This window comes from Sandaracinaceae bacterium, assembly GCA_016706685.1.
In the GTDB taxonomy this organism is placed as follows: domain Bacteria; phylum Myxococcota_A; class Polyangia; order Polyangiales; family Houyiibacteriaceae; genus JADJJE01.
On the sequence record JADJJE010000033.1, the window covers coordinates 1 to 14185 of the forward strand.

The window sequence follows — 14185 nt, forward strand, 5'->3', positions numbered from 1 at the left end:
CGAGTAGGCGTAGTCCTCGAGGTCGAAGTGGCCGCTCTGCCACCACAGCCGCAGACCCGTGTGCGGGCGCACGAAGGGCGAGTCGCCGTGCTTGTCGAAGTAGTAGCTGTTGGAGCCCGCGCAGCCCGGCTGCGTGAAGATGGTGCTCTCCATGCGGCGCCGCATCTCCTCGGTGTAGGCGTCGTGGGGCGCTTGCTTCACCACCACGCGCGTGGCGGCGCGCCGCCGAGCCTCGCCGATGCAGCGCACGATGTGCCGCACGTTGGCCTCGATGATGCTGAACCACGAGGCGCCGGTCACGGAGTAGGGCCCGTTCATGAGCCAGAAGTTGGGCGCCTGCGGCACCGAGATGCCTTCGTAGTTCTGGTAGCGGTGCTGGTCCCAGAACGCGCCCAGCTCCACGCCACCGAGGCCCACCACGGGGAAGGCGGGCATGGCCCCCAGATCCAGCACCTTGAAGCCGGTGGCCAGGATCAGCGTGTCGATGGGCCGCTCGCGGCCGTCCTGCGTGATGATCGAGTGCTCGGTGATGCGCGCGATGGGCTCGGTGATCAGCTCGGTGTTCGGGCGGTTGAACGTGCGGAGGTAGCGGTTGGAGAACGAGGGCCGCTTGCAGCCGAACGAGTAGCGCGGCGTGAGCTTGCGGCGCACCTCGGGGTCCTTCACCTGGCGCTGCAGGTGCTCGAGGCACACCCGCTCGATGTTGCGCACCAAGAACGGGAAGGTGGTGTGGTGCACCACGCCGAGCACCATGATCACCTCGGTGGCGGCGCTGGTCATCAGGCGCATCAGCTTTTGCGTGGGCGGGGCGGCCTCGAACAGCGCGCGTACCTGGGGCGCGATGGCGAAGTCCACCTTGGGGAGCACCCAGATGGCGGTGCGCTGGTACACGTCCAGCTGCTGGGCCTCCTCCGCGATCTCGGGGATGAGCTGCAGCGCCGAAGCGCCGGTGCCGATCACCGCGATGCGCTTGCCGCGCAGGTCCGCGCCATGGTCCCAGCGCGCGGTGTGGATGACCTGCCCAGCGAAGCTCGAGACCCCTTCGATGTCCGGCATGCGCGGCTTGTCGAGTGGCCCCACGGCGCCCACCAGGAAGCGGGTGGTGATCACGCCCGCGCTCGTGTGCACGCGCCAGAGGTCGTGGGCCTCGTCGAACACGGCGCGCTCCACGTACGTGTTCAGCCGCAAGTGCGGGCGCAGCTGGTACTTGTCGGCGCACTGCTCCGCGTAGGCGCGCAGCTCCTTGCCCGGCGCGAAGGCGCGCGTCCAGCCCGGGTTGGGCTCGAACGAGTAGCTGTAGGTGGCCGACGGAATGTCGACGGCGACACCCGGGTAGGTGTTGTGGCGCCACACGCCGCCCACGCCGTCGGCGGCGTCCAGGATCACGAAGTCGTGGATGCCCGCTTCGCGTAGCTTGATCCCGGCGCCGAGGCCCGAGAAGCCGGCGCCCACGATCACCACGTCGTGGTCCACGGCGGAGATGGCGGCGCTGCGGGTGGTCATCGTGTCTCAGGCTCTCGCTACCCACCGCGATTGGCAAGAGCGCGCGCCTCCAGGCTTTCCATTTGCGGCGAAAACGTGCTTCATGCGCGTCTCGACACGGGTCGAGCCGAGCTGACTCCATGCGCATCCTGGTGGTCGAAGACGACGCGAAGATCTCGGGCTTTCTCCAGCGTGGCCTCGGCGAAGAAGGCCACCAGGTGGAGGTGGCGGCGCACGCTTTCGGCGGCCCGCGCCGAGGCGCGCGCTCGGGTACGACCTCATGCTGGTCGACCGCATGCTGCCGGACGGCGACGGGCTCACGCTGGTGCGCGACATGCGCCAGCACGGCGACGCGACCCCGGTGATCTGCCTGACCGCGCGCGACCAGACCGAGGACAAGGTGGAGGGGCTCTACGGCGGCGCCGACGACTACCTGGTGAAGCCCTTCGAGTTCGGGGAGCTCCTGGCGCGCATCGCCGCGGTGACACGCCGGGTGCCCAGCGCGGGCACCCTACAGGTGGGGGACCTGAGCATCGACCTCCCGAGCCGGCGAGTGCACCGGGCGGGCCGGGAGCTGCACCTCACGGCGCAGGAGTACGCGTTGCTGCGCTACCTGGCCGAGCACGCCGGGGAGGTGCTCTCGCGCACCCGCCTGCTCGAGGCTGTCTGGGACATGTCGCACGACCCACGCACCAACGTGGTGGACGTGTACATCAGCTACCTGCGCGCCAAGATCGACAAGGGCTGCGACCACAAGCTGCTGCAGACCGTGCGCGGCGTGGGCTACGTGCTGGACGACAAGCCCCGATGAGCGCGTCCATCTCGAAGCAGATCGCGCTCGGGGGGACGGCCATCCTGGGCGCCACGCTGGTCCTGGTGGGTGTGGCCACTGCCATGGTGCTGCACCGGCGGGAGACCAGCGCGCTCGACGAGGCGCTGCTCATCGCCGCGCACGGACGTGCCCGCATCCCGAGGTGGACGTCGAGGTCGAGGTGGAGCACAGCCGCGCGCCGATCGACGCGTGGATCGTCGCGCCGAGCGACCGCCGTGTCCCGGCTTCACTGGCGCGGGCCGCGCTGCGCGCCGAGGCTCCCCTGCACGTCACCGTGGGAGACCAGCGCATGGTGTTGCTGCCCTTCGAGGTGGAGGGCGACGAGGACGAAGAGCGCGAGGAGCTGGCGGCGGCCACAGCGCCAGTAGTCACCCTCGCGCGCAGCGTCGGCCCCTTCGCAGGCGTCTACGCGCTCCTCGCGGCCATGGCGGCGCTGGTGGCCACGTTCGTGCAGCTCCACGCGGTGCGGCGCGCCTTCGAGCCCGTGGACCGCGCTCGCGAGCGCGCTAGCCGCGTGACCGGGTTCGGGGCTGACCAGCGCCTCGACGAGGAGGCGCCGGTCGAGATCCAGCCGTTGCTGGTGGCGATCAACGGCCTGCTCGAGCGCCTCGACCGGTCCTATCGCGCCCAGACCCGCTTCACGGCGGAGGCCGCCCACGAGCTGCGCACGCCCGTCACGGCCATGCTCGGGGAGCTGGACGTCACTCTTCGCAGCCCGCGCTCGGCCGAGGCCTATCAGGAGGTGCTCACCTCCATGCGCGACGACGTGCTCCGCCTGCGTCAGCTGGTGGAGGGGCTGACCGCGCTCTCGCGGGTGGACGCCAGCGACCTCGGGCGCAGCCACGAGCTGATGCGCGCGGGGGAGGTGGCGTCCAACGCGCTCGCCGCCGAGAGCGCCACCCTGCGCGCCGCGGGCAACACGGTCACGGTGCAGCTCGAGGACGACCCCGAGATCGAAGCCAACCGCTCGCTGGTGGAGGCGGCGCTCGGCAACCTGCTGCGGAACGCGGCGCGCCATGCCCCCGGTCGAGACGTGGTGCTGCAGGTGGCTCGGCGCGGCGACTTCGCCGAGTTCACGGTGGACGACGCGGGCCCCGGGGTGGAGGAGGGCGAGCGCGAGGTGCTCTTCGACCGCTTCGTGCGCGGCGGGAGGGCGCGCGAGCTGGACCGCCAGGGCCTCGGCCTCGGCCTCCAGCATCACGCGCGAGGTGGCGCGCCGGCACGGTGGGGACTGTGTGCTCGAGCGCTCGCCCCTCGGGGGGCTGCGGGCGCGTCTCACGCTGCGTCTCCCGGCAGCGCTCAGCGACGTCTAAGGTCGCTCTCATCGTCCTCCAATCTCGGCGCCGCAAGCTAGGGGCGAACCAAGAGGAGGTTCCGATGAACAAGCACCTGGCTCTCGCATATGCATTCGCAGGACTCGCCGTAGCGGCCGCCCTGATCGCCTTCGTCACCACTTCCAGCGTCACGCCCGCCCTCGTTGACCCAAGTCACGACAGCCGAACCTACTTCGGCTATCCATGACTTACCGGGGGACCCCGCATCGGTCGGGGCGTCGGCCTCCGCACCCGAGCCGGCGGTCGAGTACGTGTACGTCGACGAACCGGCGCGCGCGGGCGATCGTCACGATGACGACGACGAGGAAGACGAGCACGAGAACAACGAGCACGAGGACGACGACGAAGACCGCGAAGAACGAGGTGGCCACCATGACGATGATGACTGAGCGCGAGGTGCAGAAGCGGTTGGTCGACCTGTCGGTCATCGCCCTCTAGGCGCTGGTCCTCGGCAGCGGCTACCTGCTGGCTTCGAGCGTGGACCGGGAGCACGCGCGGCTCGCCCCGGCGGTGCAGGAAGAAGCCGTCCAGCTCGCTACGGTCAGCGCCGACGTGACCGACGCGCCACCGGTGCCCGGGCTGCAACCGGCGCCACGGCCCACGCGCCGCGTGGTGGTGGTGCGTCGCACGAGGGCGTCATGAAGCAGCACGCGTTTCTCGCGATGGGGACCGACTGGACGATCCTCGCCGACGGCTGCGGCGCCGAGGCCATGAATCGGGCGGAGCGGCTGGTGCGCGACGTGGAGGGGCGACTCTCCCGCTTCCTGCCCGACTCGGCCGTCTCGCGGCTCAACCGCGACCGCGAGGCGAGCGACCCCGTGCTGGCCGCCGTGCTGCACGAGGCCATGGGCTTCTGGCGCGACACCGGAGGGGCCTTCGATCCGCGCCTCGGAGCCCAGCTCGCGTCGCTCGGCTATGACCGCCCGTTTGCCGACGTGATGAGCCCGGCGGGGTCATGGCGCGGCGCGGACGCCCAGGTGCTCCACGTGATCATCGAGGGCGACCGCGTGCGGCTCGAAGGCGCCGGCAGCGTGGACCTCTGCGGCATCGCGAAGGGCTGGACGGTAGACCGGGTGCTCGACGGGCTCGTCGTCGCGGGCGCCGAGGCGGTGCTCGTGGACGGCGGCGGTGACATCGCGGTGCGCGGCGCCGAGTGGCCCATCGGATTGGACGACGACCTGAGCGTCCTGCTGCGCGATGGTGCCGTGGCCACGTCATCGACGCGAGGGCGGTGCTGGCAGTCGGCGCACGGTCAGCACGCGCACCACATCCTCTCGGCCCGCACCGGCCTCCCGGCGGAGTCCCCCGTCGACACCGTCACGGTGGTCGCGCCCAACGCCACCACCGCCGACGCCCTCGCCACGGCGGCGCTGGTCGACCCCTCTGGTCAGCTGCCGCTTCTCACGGGGCCCGGCTACCAGGCGGCCATGCGCGCGTCGAGCGGCGCCTGGTACACCACGCCCAACTGGAGCGACGCGCCATGAAGAGCGCGTTCCCGGTGTGGGTCCAACGCTTCGCCCTCGCGGCCCTGGGCGCTGCCACCGTGCTGTCCATGGCGCCCTTGGTGGAGCTGCTCGCCGCGCCGGGGTGCCCGTGATGTGGTGGGCGGATCGTGCCCTCGGCTTGCTGGCGTACGTGGCGCTCTGGCTGTCCACGCTGTTCGGCGTGCTGGTGGCCAGCCGCGGGGCGGGAGGACTGCTCGACCGTGCCACGGTGCTCCAGCTGCACAGTCGCTGGGCGCTCGTCGCGCTCAGTGCCACGGGACTCCATGTCCTCACCGTGGTGGGTGACCCCCACTCGGGCATCTCGCCGCTGGCCGTGTTCGTGCCCGGGGTGGCGGAGAAGCTCACCGCGCCGGTGACCCTCGGCACCGTGGCGCTCTACGGGCTGGTCAGCCTCGGAGTCGCTACCTACCTGGCCGACCGCATCCCGAAGGTGGTCTGGCGCGCCATCCACGCCACCGCGTTCGGCACGTACCTGCTGGCTCTCGCTCACGGCATCTTCGCGGGCAGCGAGACCCAGCTCCTAGCCGTGCGTGCGCTCTACGTCGGCACGGGAGCCGTGCTCGTAGTGGCCCTCGTGCAGCGCGTGTTGCTCCGCCTTCTTCCCTCAACCTCGAAAGTTGGACCTGCATCATGAAACGCATCCTCGTCTGGGACCTCCCCACTCGGCTCTTCCACTGGCTGCTGGCGGGCTCGTTCGTCGCAGCGTTCGCCATCGCCAACGTGGTGGACGACGACAGCTCCACCTTCGTGGTCCACATGCTGCTCGGCGCGGTCATGGGCCTCCTGGTCGTGTTGCGCGTGGTGTGGGGCTTCATCGGCTCGCGCTATGCGCGCTTCGGCTCGTTCGCCTTCGGCCCGAGCGACGTGATCGCCTACGTGAAGGGGCACCGTCAGCGGGGAGGGAAAACGCTACCTGGGGCACAACCCGGGCTCTAGCGTGGCCATCTGGGCCATGCTCGGGTTGACGCTCGGGCTGGGGGTGAGCGGCGCTCTCATGTCCTCCAACGAAGCCCTCGAAGAGGTGCACGAGGTGCTCGCCTATGCGCTGCTGGCGGTCGTGGTCACGCACGTGGCGGGCGTCACCTGGCACACGCTCCGGCACCGCGAGAACATCACCGCCAGCATGGTGAGTGGCTACAAGGAGGGTGAGCCCGAGGCCGCCATCCCGTCGGTACATCCACTGGCTGCCGCTGTCTTCTTGGTGCTGACCGCCGCGTGGGCAGGGCTGTTGGTGCAGGGCTACGATGCCGCGACGCGCACCGTCACTCTTCCCTTGGTGGGCGCGCGGCTGCAGCTGGGCGAAGGCCCCGAGGGCGGAGGCGGCGGCGCAGGCGAGCCGAGTGCCACTCGCGCCGAGGAAGCGGAGGAGGAGGAAGACGACGACTGAGCCCGCAGTTCACGGTGCTTCGTTTGAAATGGGTCACATGCACGCGAGGGCATCGCTGCGGAGCGTTCCCCTCGCGTGGATGAGCCAGCGAGCCGCGATGCGCGATCAGGCGACGGTGAAGAGGAAGCCCGCCACGATCATCCAGAGACCCACGCCGATGGCGACGAGCCCGAGCATGCCCTGCTTGGGCGCCAGCTTCGCGATGGTGGTGTCCAGCTTGGCCACGGCCGCCTCGTCCTTGACGAAGGTCTTCATGACGCCGACACCCCAAAGAGCAGACCCAGGCACAGCAGGAGCACGGCGTTGGCCAGGCCCGTCGCCCAGAGGATGGGCACGGTCGCGAGTGCGGCAATGGAGGCACGAGAGCACGATGCCGATGGCAACCCCAGATGGCGGAGATGGCGCCAATCCAGCCCTGATAGGGCGCCAGCTTGTCGATGAGTTCCTTCGCGTCCGGCTTCTTCGCGATGATCAAGCTCGCCGCGCCGAGCACTCCAAGAACAACCAACCAAAGTGGCGCTTCCGGGGTTGGAGTGGAATTGGGGTCTTGATCGGGTGACCCAGAGGGGGCGACGCTCGGCGGCGTGAACGACGTCGAACTCTATCAGGCGGTGCTTGGCATCCAGGCGCCATGGAAGGTCACGAAGGTGGAGCTGGCGCTGACGGACGGTCGGGTGGACGTGTGGGTGGAGCACCCGCGCGGACAGAAGTTCGCGTGCCCCGACTGCCAGACGATGTGCCCCATCCACGACCACACGCCGGCGCGAACGTGGCGCCATCTGGACACGTGCCAGTACCGGACGCTGCTGCACGCGGGGCCGCCACGCGTCCGCTGCGAGGAGCACGGCGTTCGGCAGGTGGTCCTCCCATGGGCGGAGGCCAAGTCGCAGTTCACGCTGCTCTTCGAGCGGTTCGCGATCGACATGTTGAAGGCGACCGACATCGCGAAGGCCGCCGCCATCCTGCGCATCAGCTGGGACGAGGCCATGACTATCAAGCGACGGGCGGTGGCGCGCGGCCAGGCCCGCCGAGCTGCCACCCCGTCCGCGCCCACGCGCGTGGGCGTCGACGAGAAGTCTCCCGGCAGGGGCAGTGAGTACTTCACGATCGTGTGCAACCTCGACACCAAGACGGTGGAGTGGATTGGCGATGGAAAGGACGGGCCCACCCTCGACGAGTACTGGAAGCGCCTTACTCCAAGCGACCTCGAGGCAATCGAGTGCGTCGCCATGGACATGGGGAAGGCCTACATCAGCTCGACGCTGCGCAGTGTCCCCGACGGGATTCGCAAGATCGTCTTCGACCGCTACCACGTCATGCACTGCGCCACCGCGGCGGTGGACCAGGTCCGCCGCAACGAGCATGCAAGCCTCACCCGGCAGGGAGAGACGTCGCCACTCGCGAAGACGCGCTACCTCTGGCTGTACAGCGAGGAGAACCTCCCCGACCGACACGTCGCCCGCTTCGAAGACCTCAAGACCAGCGAGCTGAAGACCGCCAAAGCCTGGGCCATGAAGGAGCTCCTGCGTCACCTCTGGGAGCACACCAGCAAGCCTGCCGCGGGTCGCTTCCTCAGCTCCCTCATTCGCTCGCTCAAGGCCATGAAGCTCCCGCCGCTCAACAAGCTCGCAAGCACCCTGGCAGACCATCGCGCGAACATCCTCACGTACATCGACCACCGCGTGACCAGCGCCGCCTGCGAGGGCATCAACTCCGTCATCCAGGAGCTCAAGCATCGCAGCCGCGGCTTCCGCAACCGCGAGAACTTCAAGACCGCGATCCTCTTCCAACTCGGCGGACTCGACCTCCATCCCGCTCTATCCCCTCAGCTGTGACCCACACGAACCCCGGAAGCGCCACCAAAGTCCATTGACCAAATCCATGCGATACCCCCGAGATGATGTGTGAATGTTCCCCGGCGGCGAGTATGCCATGTGAGTTGCGGTGGGGGGTAGGGTCTCCGTGCAATCAACACCACCTCGACCGCCGAGCCCCCGCCGAGTATCTTCGCCGACCATGCACTGGGTCGACCGCGCGACGGGCCGCTTTCTCTCGCGCAAAAAGATGTTTGCGGCGGGCTTTGGGGACGTGGATGCCCTCGAACGGATGCGCGACGCATCCGCGCTCTTCGACGTTACACACGGAATTTTCCTCGAAGAGGCCATCAAACAATCGCCATTCCTGACAGGGCGTCAGCGCTTTCAGCCGCGATCGACGAAGGGCCTCAACCAGCGTGAGGTCTCGTGGCACTCAGGCGCGGTCGATCCGCGCTTCGAGGACTCCGTGCGCCGGGGCCGCGCGCTCTTGCTCACGCAACAGGGCGAACTGTCGCGGGACGCTCCCCTCTGCATCGCCATGGCCGCGAGTGGTGAAGAGGGCTACGCGCGCCGCGTGAAGCTGCTGGCGCCGCTGGTGCGCGAGGGCTTAGAGGTGCTGGTGCTCGAGAACCCGTTCTACGGCGCGCGGCGCCGGCCGGGTCAGCCGTCTGCGCGGCTGCCCACGGTCTACGAGCAGTTCCACATGAACCACGCGTCCGTGCTGGAGACGCTGGGGCTGCTGCGCGCGCTGCGTGAGCGCCCTGGCTTTCAGCACAAGCCGCTGGGCCTGGTGGGCTACAGCATGGGGGGCTTCATGGTGTCGCTGGCCGCCGGTGCGTTCGGGCAGCCCCTGGCCGTGGTGCCCGTGGCGGCGGGTCGCTCTCCGCGCAGCGTGTACCTAGACGGTGCGCTCTCCTGGGCGGTGGACTTCGCTGCCCTCGAGCGCGAGGCCGGATGCACGCGCGTTCCTGGGCGACCTGTTCGAGGCCACCGCGCGGCACCTGCACGCCCCCGCGCCCGGGTCGTCCATCGTGATGGCGGCTGCCGAGCGCGATGGCTTCGTCTTCCCGGAAGAGACCGACCAGCTCCTGCAGCACTGGCCCGGCGCGTCCCTGCGGCGCTATCGCGGCGGGCACACGCACGTCTTCACCACCTTCGATGCGCACATTCGCCGCGCGGTGCGCGACGCCTTCCGCGGGCTCGTGCGCGGGTAGCGCCGCCAACGAAGAAGCCCGCCTGGACCGAAGTCGAGGCGGGCTCGTTCATGCGTTGCGCGCGGGTGTCAGACGCCGATGACGAAGCTGACGCTGGTGGTGCCGCTGCCGCCGATGTTGAGCGTCTGCACGTTCTTGGCGCCGGCCACTTGGTAGTCGCCCGCCGTGTTGGTGACCTGCTTGTAGGCGTCGAGCGCCTGGCGCACGCCGGAGGCGCCCACGGGGTGACCCGCGCCGATCAGGCCGCCGCTCGGGTTGATGGGGCAGCGACCGCCGAGGGCGATGGTGCCATCTTCCACGGCCTTCCAGCCTCACCCGGCTTGGGTGAGGCCGAAGTGGTCGATGGCCAGTCTCGCTGGTGGTGAAGCAGTCGTGCGTCTCGATGCAGTCGATGCCCGACACGTCCGCGATGCCAGCGCGCTTGCGGGCGCTGGTGATGGTGGAGCGCACGTGCGGGAGCACGTACTCGCTGTCCTTGCTCTCGGCGACCTTGTCGTCGAAGCGCAGGCGCGCCGTGTTGTGGCCCCAGCCCTTGATGCGCGGGATGTTCTCGAGCTTCACGCCGTTGCGCGCGGCCCACTTGCTGGCGAACGCGGCCGACGCGAGGATCACCGTGGCCGAGCCGTCGGTCACCTGCGAGCAGTCGCTGATCTTCACGCGGCCGCCCACGGCGCCGTTGAACTCGTCGCTCGCCAGGGCGTGCTCCTTGTTCATGTACCAGGTGCGGGTCTGCGCGTTGGGGTTCAGCTTGCCGTTGGCGTAGTTGATGGCGCTGATCTCGGCGAGGTGCTCGTCCTTGAGGCCGTAGCGCTTGTCGTACTCGTCGCCCAGCTTGCCGAAGAGCTTCGGGAACGGGAACTCCACGCCCTTGGCCTCGAGCTCGTACCAGGCCGCGGTGCCGAGGAAGTCGCCGCCCACGGAGGCGTTCACGGTCTTCATCTGCTCCACGCCCACCACGCACTGCACGTCGTAGCGGCCGGCCTCGATCTCGGCGCTGGCCGCGAGCAGCGCGATGCTGCCCGACGCGCACGCCGCTTCATGCCGCCCGGTGGGCAGGCCGCTGAAGGCCGGGTCGGCCTCCACGAAGAAGGCGCCGATGTGGCCCTGCTTCGCGTAGAGCGACGCGGCGAAGTTGCCCACGTGGCCGCTCTCGATCTCTTCCGGAGCCACCTTCGCGTCACGCAGCGCGCCGGCCACGGACTCGCGGATCATGGCCACGAAGTGCTTGCGCTCCTTGCTCCAGTTGCGGGCGAAGTCGGTCTGGTAACCACCAAGGATATAAACTTCTTTGGACATCTCGATTTTCTCCTTCTCTGCTGGTGGAACCGACGCTCAGCCGGCGACGAAGAACTTGCCGACGTTGATGGTGGGGTGGTTGAAGAAGCGCGTGCCCGGCGCGGCGTTCGCCAAGATGGCGGGCACGGGGACGCCCGACTTGCGAGGCCGATGGTGTCCACCAGCACGCTGGGCGGCGCCCAGTTGAAGCCCTGGCCCATGATGAGGTCGATGCCCGTGATGGTGTCGGTGCACTCGCCCACGCGGTGGAACGAGTAGCTGATGTAGCCAGAGATGACCTTGCGCGCGAGGTCGGCCTCGGGGCCCTTGGCGGCCACGAACGCGGCCATGGCGGCGTCGTAGCGACCGATGCGGTGCAGCTCCGCGATCTCGGCGATGTAGCTGAGGTCCGGGAACTTGATCTCGTCCACCGGCTGGTAGCGGTCGGTGCCGGGAATGAGCGCGAGCTTGCGCTTGCCGTCACGCATGAAGAAGCCGCGGCCGCTCTTGTTGCCGAGCGTGCCCTTGTCCATGAGCTCCGCCATGTACTTCGGCAGCTTGAGCGTGTCGTGCGCCTCGTCCTTGGTGAGGGCCACGATGTTGTCCACGATGGCGCGGTGGATGTCCCAGCCCACGAGGTCCACGGTGGCCAGCGGCGTGAGCGCGCGGCCCGTGTAGGGGCCGACGATCTTGTCGACCAGCGCGGGGCCGTGCTGCTCCGCCAGGATGGCGCACTCGTTGAGCACCTTGAAGCCCACGCGGTTACCGGCGAAGCCCGCCGTGTCGTGGGTGCGGATCATGGTGCGGCCGAGCTTCTTCTCCGAGTACGCCTCGATGAAGTCGAGCAGGCCGGGGTCCGTGTCCTTGTTCGCGATGAGCTCGGTACCCACGATGACGTTGGGCGGGTTGAAGAAGTGCAGGCCGAGGAAGTTCTTGCGGAACGACTCGCTGCGGCCCTCGGCCAGCGTGTTGATGCTGAGGCCGCTGGTGACGGTGGCCACGATGGAGTCCGGGCGACGCGCGGCGTCCACGCGGGCGAAGAACTCCTGCTTGAGCGCGAGCTGCTCGGTGACGGCCTCGAAGATGAGGTCGGCGTCGGCGCAGACCTTCTCGAGGTCCTCGTAGCCGCCGGTGTCCACGCGCTGCGACACGGTGTTGGAGCGGACCATGGCCTTCGCCGCGGCGAGCCCCTGGTCGGCCTTCTCCTTGGTGCGCGCGAGGAAGGTCACGCGGGGGACGGCCTGGGTGAAGAGGACGCCGCTGCCGAAGCCCATGGTGCCGTTCGCGCCGAGCACGACGACGTGGTTGAGCTTGCGGGACGCGAGCAGGTTCTGCGCGGATTGCGTCGAGGTGGACACCAGCTTCTTGCTCCTTGATGGGGCCCGTTTGTTACCGCCCTGTGAGGGGTCGATTCGCGCGAGCCGGGGGGTTGGGGCGCTGTTTACAGATTTACCAGCGCACGCCCGAAACGTGACGCGTCAGGGTGCAGACGTCAACCCCGAGTAACGAAATACACTATCCGGGTAGGCCTGTGACGGCAGTTTACACGCTGTTTACAAAACGCGCGTGGGGCCGTGATCTCGCGCGGGGATCTCGGGGGATCCGGGGATCTGGGCGATCAGGAAGGCGGGCCGGATGGGTCAACTGGGACCGGTGCCATGGGCACCCCGGCTGGAAGCCGGGGGCAGCAAACCACGCTTGGGCGACCTGAAAGTCCCCCCTTCGGGCGGACTAGATCGTGGTGCAGTTGGGGGCGGGCCTACCAAGGGTACTCGGACCCCGGTCTCGTGCCGTTGACTGCGCTCAGCTGACTGCGCTCAGCCGCGGAGGCGCTGCACGGTGCTGAGGAAGTTGCCTCCCAGGATCTTCTGGATGCGCTCGGCCGACCAGCCTCGGCGCAGCATGGCCTCGGCCAAGCGCGGTAGCTCCAGGATGGTGGGCAGGTCGGGGGGCGGGGAGATGGCGCCGTCGTAGTCGGTGCCGATGGCCGGCACGTCTTCGCCCGCGATGTTCACGATGCGCTCGAGATGATCGACCACGGTCTCCACCGTGGCGCCGCGCTTGGCGAGGAAGCCGCTCTGGAACATGACGCCCACGCACCCGCCGGTGTCGGCCACGGCGCGCAGCTGCTCGTCGGTGATGTTGCGCCAGTGCTCGTACACGCCCGCGATGCCGGTGTGCGTGACCATCAGGGGCTGCGTCTTGTCGTGCACGGCCACCGCGTCGAAGAAGCCGCGCCGGCTGATGTGCGCGAGGTCCAGGAAGATCTTCTTCGCGTTCAGCACCTCGATGTACTCACGGCCCCGGTTGGTGAGCCCGTCGTTGCCCCCGAGGCGCGCCGCTGGCGAGCTGGTGGTCCCCAGGCTCGAGTTGGACAAGTGCACCAGCGTGATGCGCAGCACGTGCTGCGGGTCCAGCTTGTCGAAGTCGGTGAGGTCGTAGTCGAGGCAGTTGCCGCCCTGCACGCCGAGGAACACGCCGTGCTTCCCGGCCGCGCGCGCCTCGCGGTACTGCGCCGTGGTCCGCACGATGCGGAAGACGTCGGGGTACTTCGCGAACTCGCCCTCGAAGCGCCGCAGGTTCTTGAAGAACAGGTTCCGGCGCACCTTGGCGGGCAAGAACGGGTTGGTGGTGATCAGCCACACGCCGCCGGTGAGCCCCGCCTCCATGGCGCGCGGGAAGTCGCAGTGGCTGTAGAAGTGGCGACCCAGCAAGCCCTCGCCGTGCTTCTTCCCGAGGTCGTAGCCGAAGATGCGCGTCCAGATGAACGTGTCGAGGTGCAGGTCGATCACATCGCTCTTCGCGTAGATCTCGACGGCCTCGCGGCTGATGGACAGGCGGTTGGCCCAGGCGGCGAGGTCTTGGCGGGGATCGGTGAAGGCGAGCGTCGGCATGCGCGGAGGGTAGACCAATGGTGGGGTAAGGCGAAGTAGGAGAGGCGCAGCGGCCAGCGTCGGCCAGAGAAGTGGCGAGAGGCAACTGCTGTGTGATTTCCCCCCCCACCTACAGTCGTGCGTGTGCGAGGTCACTGTACAGCAGGATCAAAGCATTCCAAGAAGCTCCCAAGCCCATCGAAGCAGCCGCCGCCGATTTCGACCGCCTCTTCGACCCCGAGCGATGCGGTGACGCGGACGTGCGCCGACAGGTGCTGACGACCGTGTCACACAAGGACGATCTCCTCACCGTGCTCGGGCACCCCTTCGTGCTGCCCGAGAACAACTGTCAAGAGCGAGGCGCCAAGGCCCGCGCACGCAGTCGCAAGCGCGACGTCAGCTTCGGACCACACTCCGAGTAGGGGCTCCACGCGTGGGACACCATGCAGTCCACGGTCGGCACCCT

Annotated in this window: 14 protein-coding genes and 3 pseudogenes; 12 read left to right on the plus strand and 5 right to left on the minus strand. The window is 68.7% G+C overall.

The genetic code is table 11. The features are described 5' to 3' along the window. The coding region (locus IPI43_27605) for an NAD(P)/FAD-dependent oxidoreductase (protein MBK7777838.1) at positions 1-1503 on the minus strand (1503 nt) is incomplete at its 3' end. 119 nt (positions 1504-1622) lie between these two features. Here IPI43_27605 and IPI43_27610 point away from each other — a divergent pair. The 8 genes and pseudogenes from IPI43_27610 to IPI43_27645 all read left to right on the plus strand — a co-directional run bounded on the left by IPI43_27610 (position 1623) and on the right by IPI43_27645 (position 6540). Then, positions 1623-2293: pseudogene (locus IPI43_27610) on the plus strand (response regulator transcription factor). 163 nt (positions 2294-2456) lie between these two features. Beyond that, positions 2457-3668 carry a hypothetical protein gene (locus IPI43_27615; GenBank protein ID MBK7777839.1) on the plus strand — a complete coding sequence of 404 codons (1212 nt, stop codon included), beginning with the start codon at positions 2457-2459 and terminating at the stop codon, positions 3666-3668. 23 nt (positions 3669-3691) lie between these two features. Next, positions 3692-3835 carry a hypothetical protein gene (locus IPI43_27620; GenBank protein MBK7777840.1) on the plus strand — a complete coding sequence of 48 codons (144 nt, stop codon included), beginning with the start codon at positions 3692-3694 and terminating at the stop codon, positions 3833-3835. Positions 3836-3899: 64 nt separating this feature from the next. After that, entirely contained in the window at positions 3900-4037 is a 138-nt protein-coding gene (locus tag IPI43_27625) for a hypothetical protein (protein ID MBK7777841.1), read from the plus strand. 249 nt (positions 4038-4286) lie between these two features. Beyond that, on the plus strand, positions 4287-5132 hold the full coding sequence (locus IPI43_27630) for an FAD:protein FMN transferase (protein MBK7777842.1): 846 nt from the start codon (positions 4287-4289) through the stop codon (positions 5130-5132). A 112-nt stretch (positions 5133-5244) separates the two neighbouring features. Beyond that, positions 5245-5787 (plus strand): hypothetical protein, encoded by a 543-nt coding sequence (locus IPI43_27635; protein MBK7777843.1) that lies wholly within the window; start codon positions 5245-5247, stop codon positions 5785-5787. Then, on the plus strand, positions 5784-6089 hold the full coding sequence (locus IPI43_27640; protein ID MBK7777844.1) for a cytochrome b/b6 domain-containing protein: 306 nt from the start codon (positions 5784-5786) through the stop codon (positions 6087-6089). The genes IPI43_27635 and IPI43_27640 overlap by 4 nt, the downstream gene beginning before the upstream one ends. Continuing rightward, positions 6067-6540, plus strand: a complete 474-nt coding sequence (locus tag IPI43_27645; protein ID MBK7777845.1) for a cytochrome b/b6 domain-containing protein — start codon at positions 6067-6069, stop codon at positions 6538-6540. Before IPI43_27640 ends, IPI43_27645 begins: the two co-directional genes overlap by 23 nt. A 105-nt stretch (positions 6541-6645) precedes the next feature. Here the strand turns inward: IPI43_27645 and IPI43_27650 are convergent, their stop codons facing one another. Next, the gene (locus IPI43_27650; protein ID MBK7777846.1) at positions 6646-6795 is read right to left on the minus strand and encodes a hypothetical protein; all 150 of its coding nucleotides are present in this window, start codon (positions 6793-6795) and stop codon (positions 6646-6648) included. A gap of 329 nt (positions 6796-7124) precedes the next feature. Between IPI43_27650 and IPI43_27655 the strand changes: the two genes are divergently transcribed. From IPI43_27655 to IPI43_27665, 3 genes and pseudogenes are all read left to right on the plus strand, one after another. After that, the gene (locus tag IPI43_27655; protein ID MBK7777847.1) at positions 7125-8375 is read left to right on the plus strand and encodes an ISL3 family transposase; all 1251 of its coding nucleotides are present in this window, start codon (positions 7125-7127) and stop codon (positions 8373-8375) included. A 181-nt stretch (positions 8376-8556) separates the two neighbouring features. Next, positions 8557-9306, plus strand: a pseudogene (locus IPI43_27660) (alpha/beta hydrolase family protein). Continuing rightward, positions 9263-9571 (plus strand): alpha/beta hydrolase family protein, encoded by a 309-nt coding sequence (locus tag IPI43_27665; protein ID MBK7777848.1) that lies wholly within the window; start codon positions 9263-9265, stop codon positions 9569-9571. Before IPI43_27660 ends, IPI43_27665 begins: the two are co-directional and overlap by 44 nt. A 68-nt stretch (positions 9572-9639) precedes the next feature. On the opposite strand, the pseudogene IPI43_27670 reads toward IPI43_27665, so the two are convergent. The 3 genes and pseudogenes from IPI43_27670 to IPI43_27680 all read right to left on the minus strand — a co-directional run bounded on the left by IPI43_27670 (position 9640) and on the right by IPI43_27680 (position 13740). After that, positions 9640-10867 (minus strand): annotated as a pseudogene (locus IPI43_27670) (thiolase domain-containing protein). Then, positions 10780-12204 (minus strand): 3-hydroxyacyl-CoA dehydrogenase family protein, encoded by a 1425-nt coding sequence (locus IPI43_27675; protein ID MBK7777849.1) that lies wholly within the window; start codon positions 12202-12204, stop codon positions 10780-10782. The pseudogene IPI43_27670 and the gene IPI43_27675 overlap by 88 nt, the downstream one beginning before the upstream one ends. 459 nt (positions 12205-12663) lie before the next feature. Continuing rightward, on the minus strand, positions 12664-13740 hold the full coding sequence (locus IPI43_27680; protein ID MBK7777850.1) for a membrane dipeptidase: 1077 nt from the start codon (positions 13738-13740) through the stop codon (positions 12664-12666). Between the two features lie 263 nt (positions 13741-14003). Here IPI43_27680 and IPI43_27685 point away from each other — a divergent pair, with 263 nt between their 5' ends. Beyond that, the gene (locus IPI43_27685; GenBank protein MBK7777851.1) at positions 14004-14141 is read left to right on the plus strand and encodes a hypothetical protein; all 138 of its coding nucleotides are present in this window, start codon (positions 14004-14006) and stop codon (positions 14139-14141) included. The last annotated feature ends 44 nt before the right edge of the window (positions 14142-14185 follow it).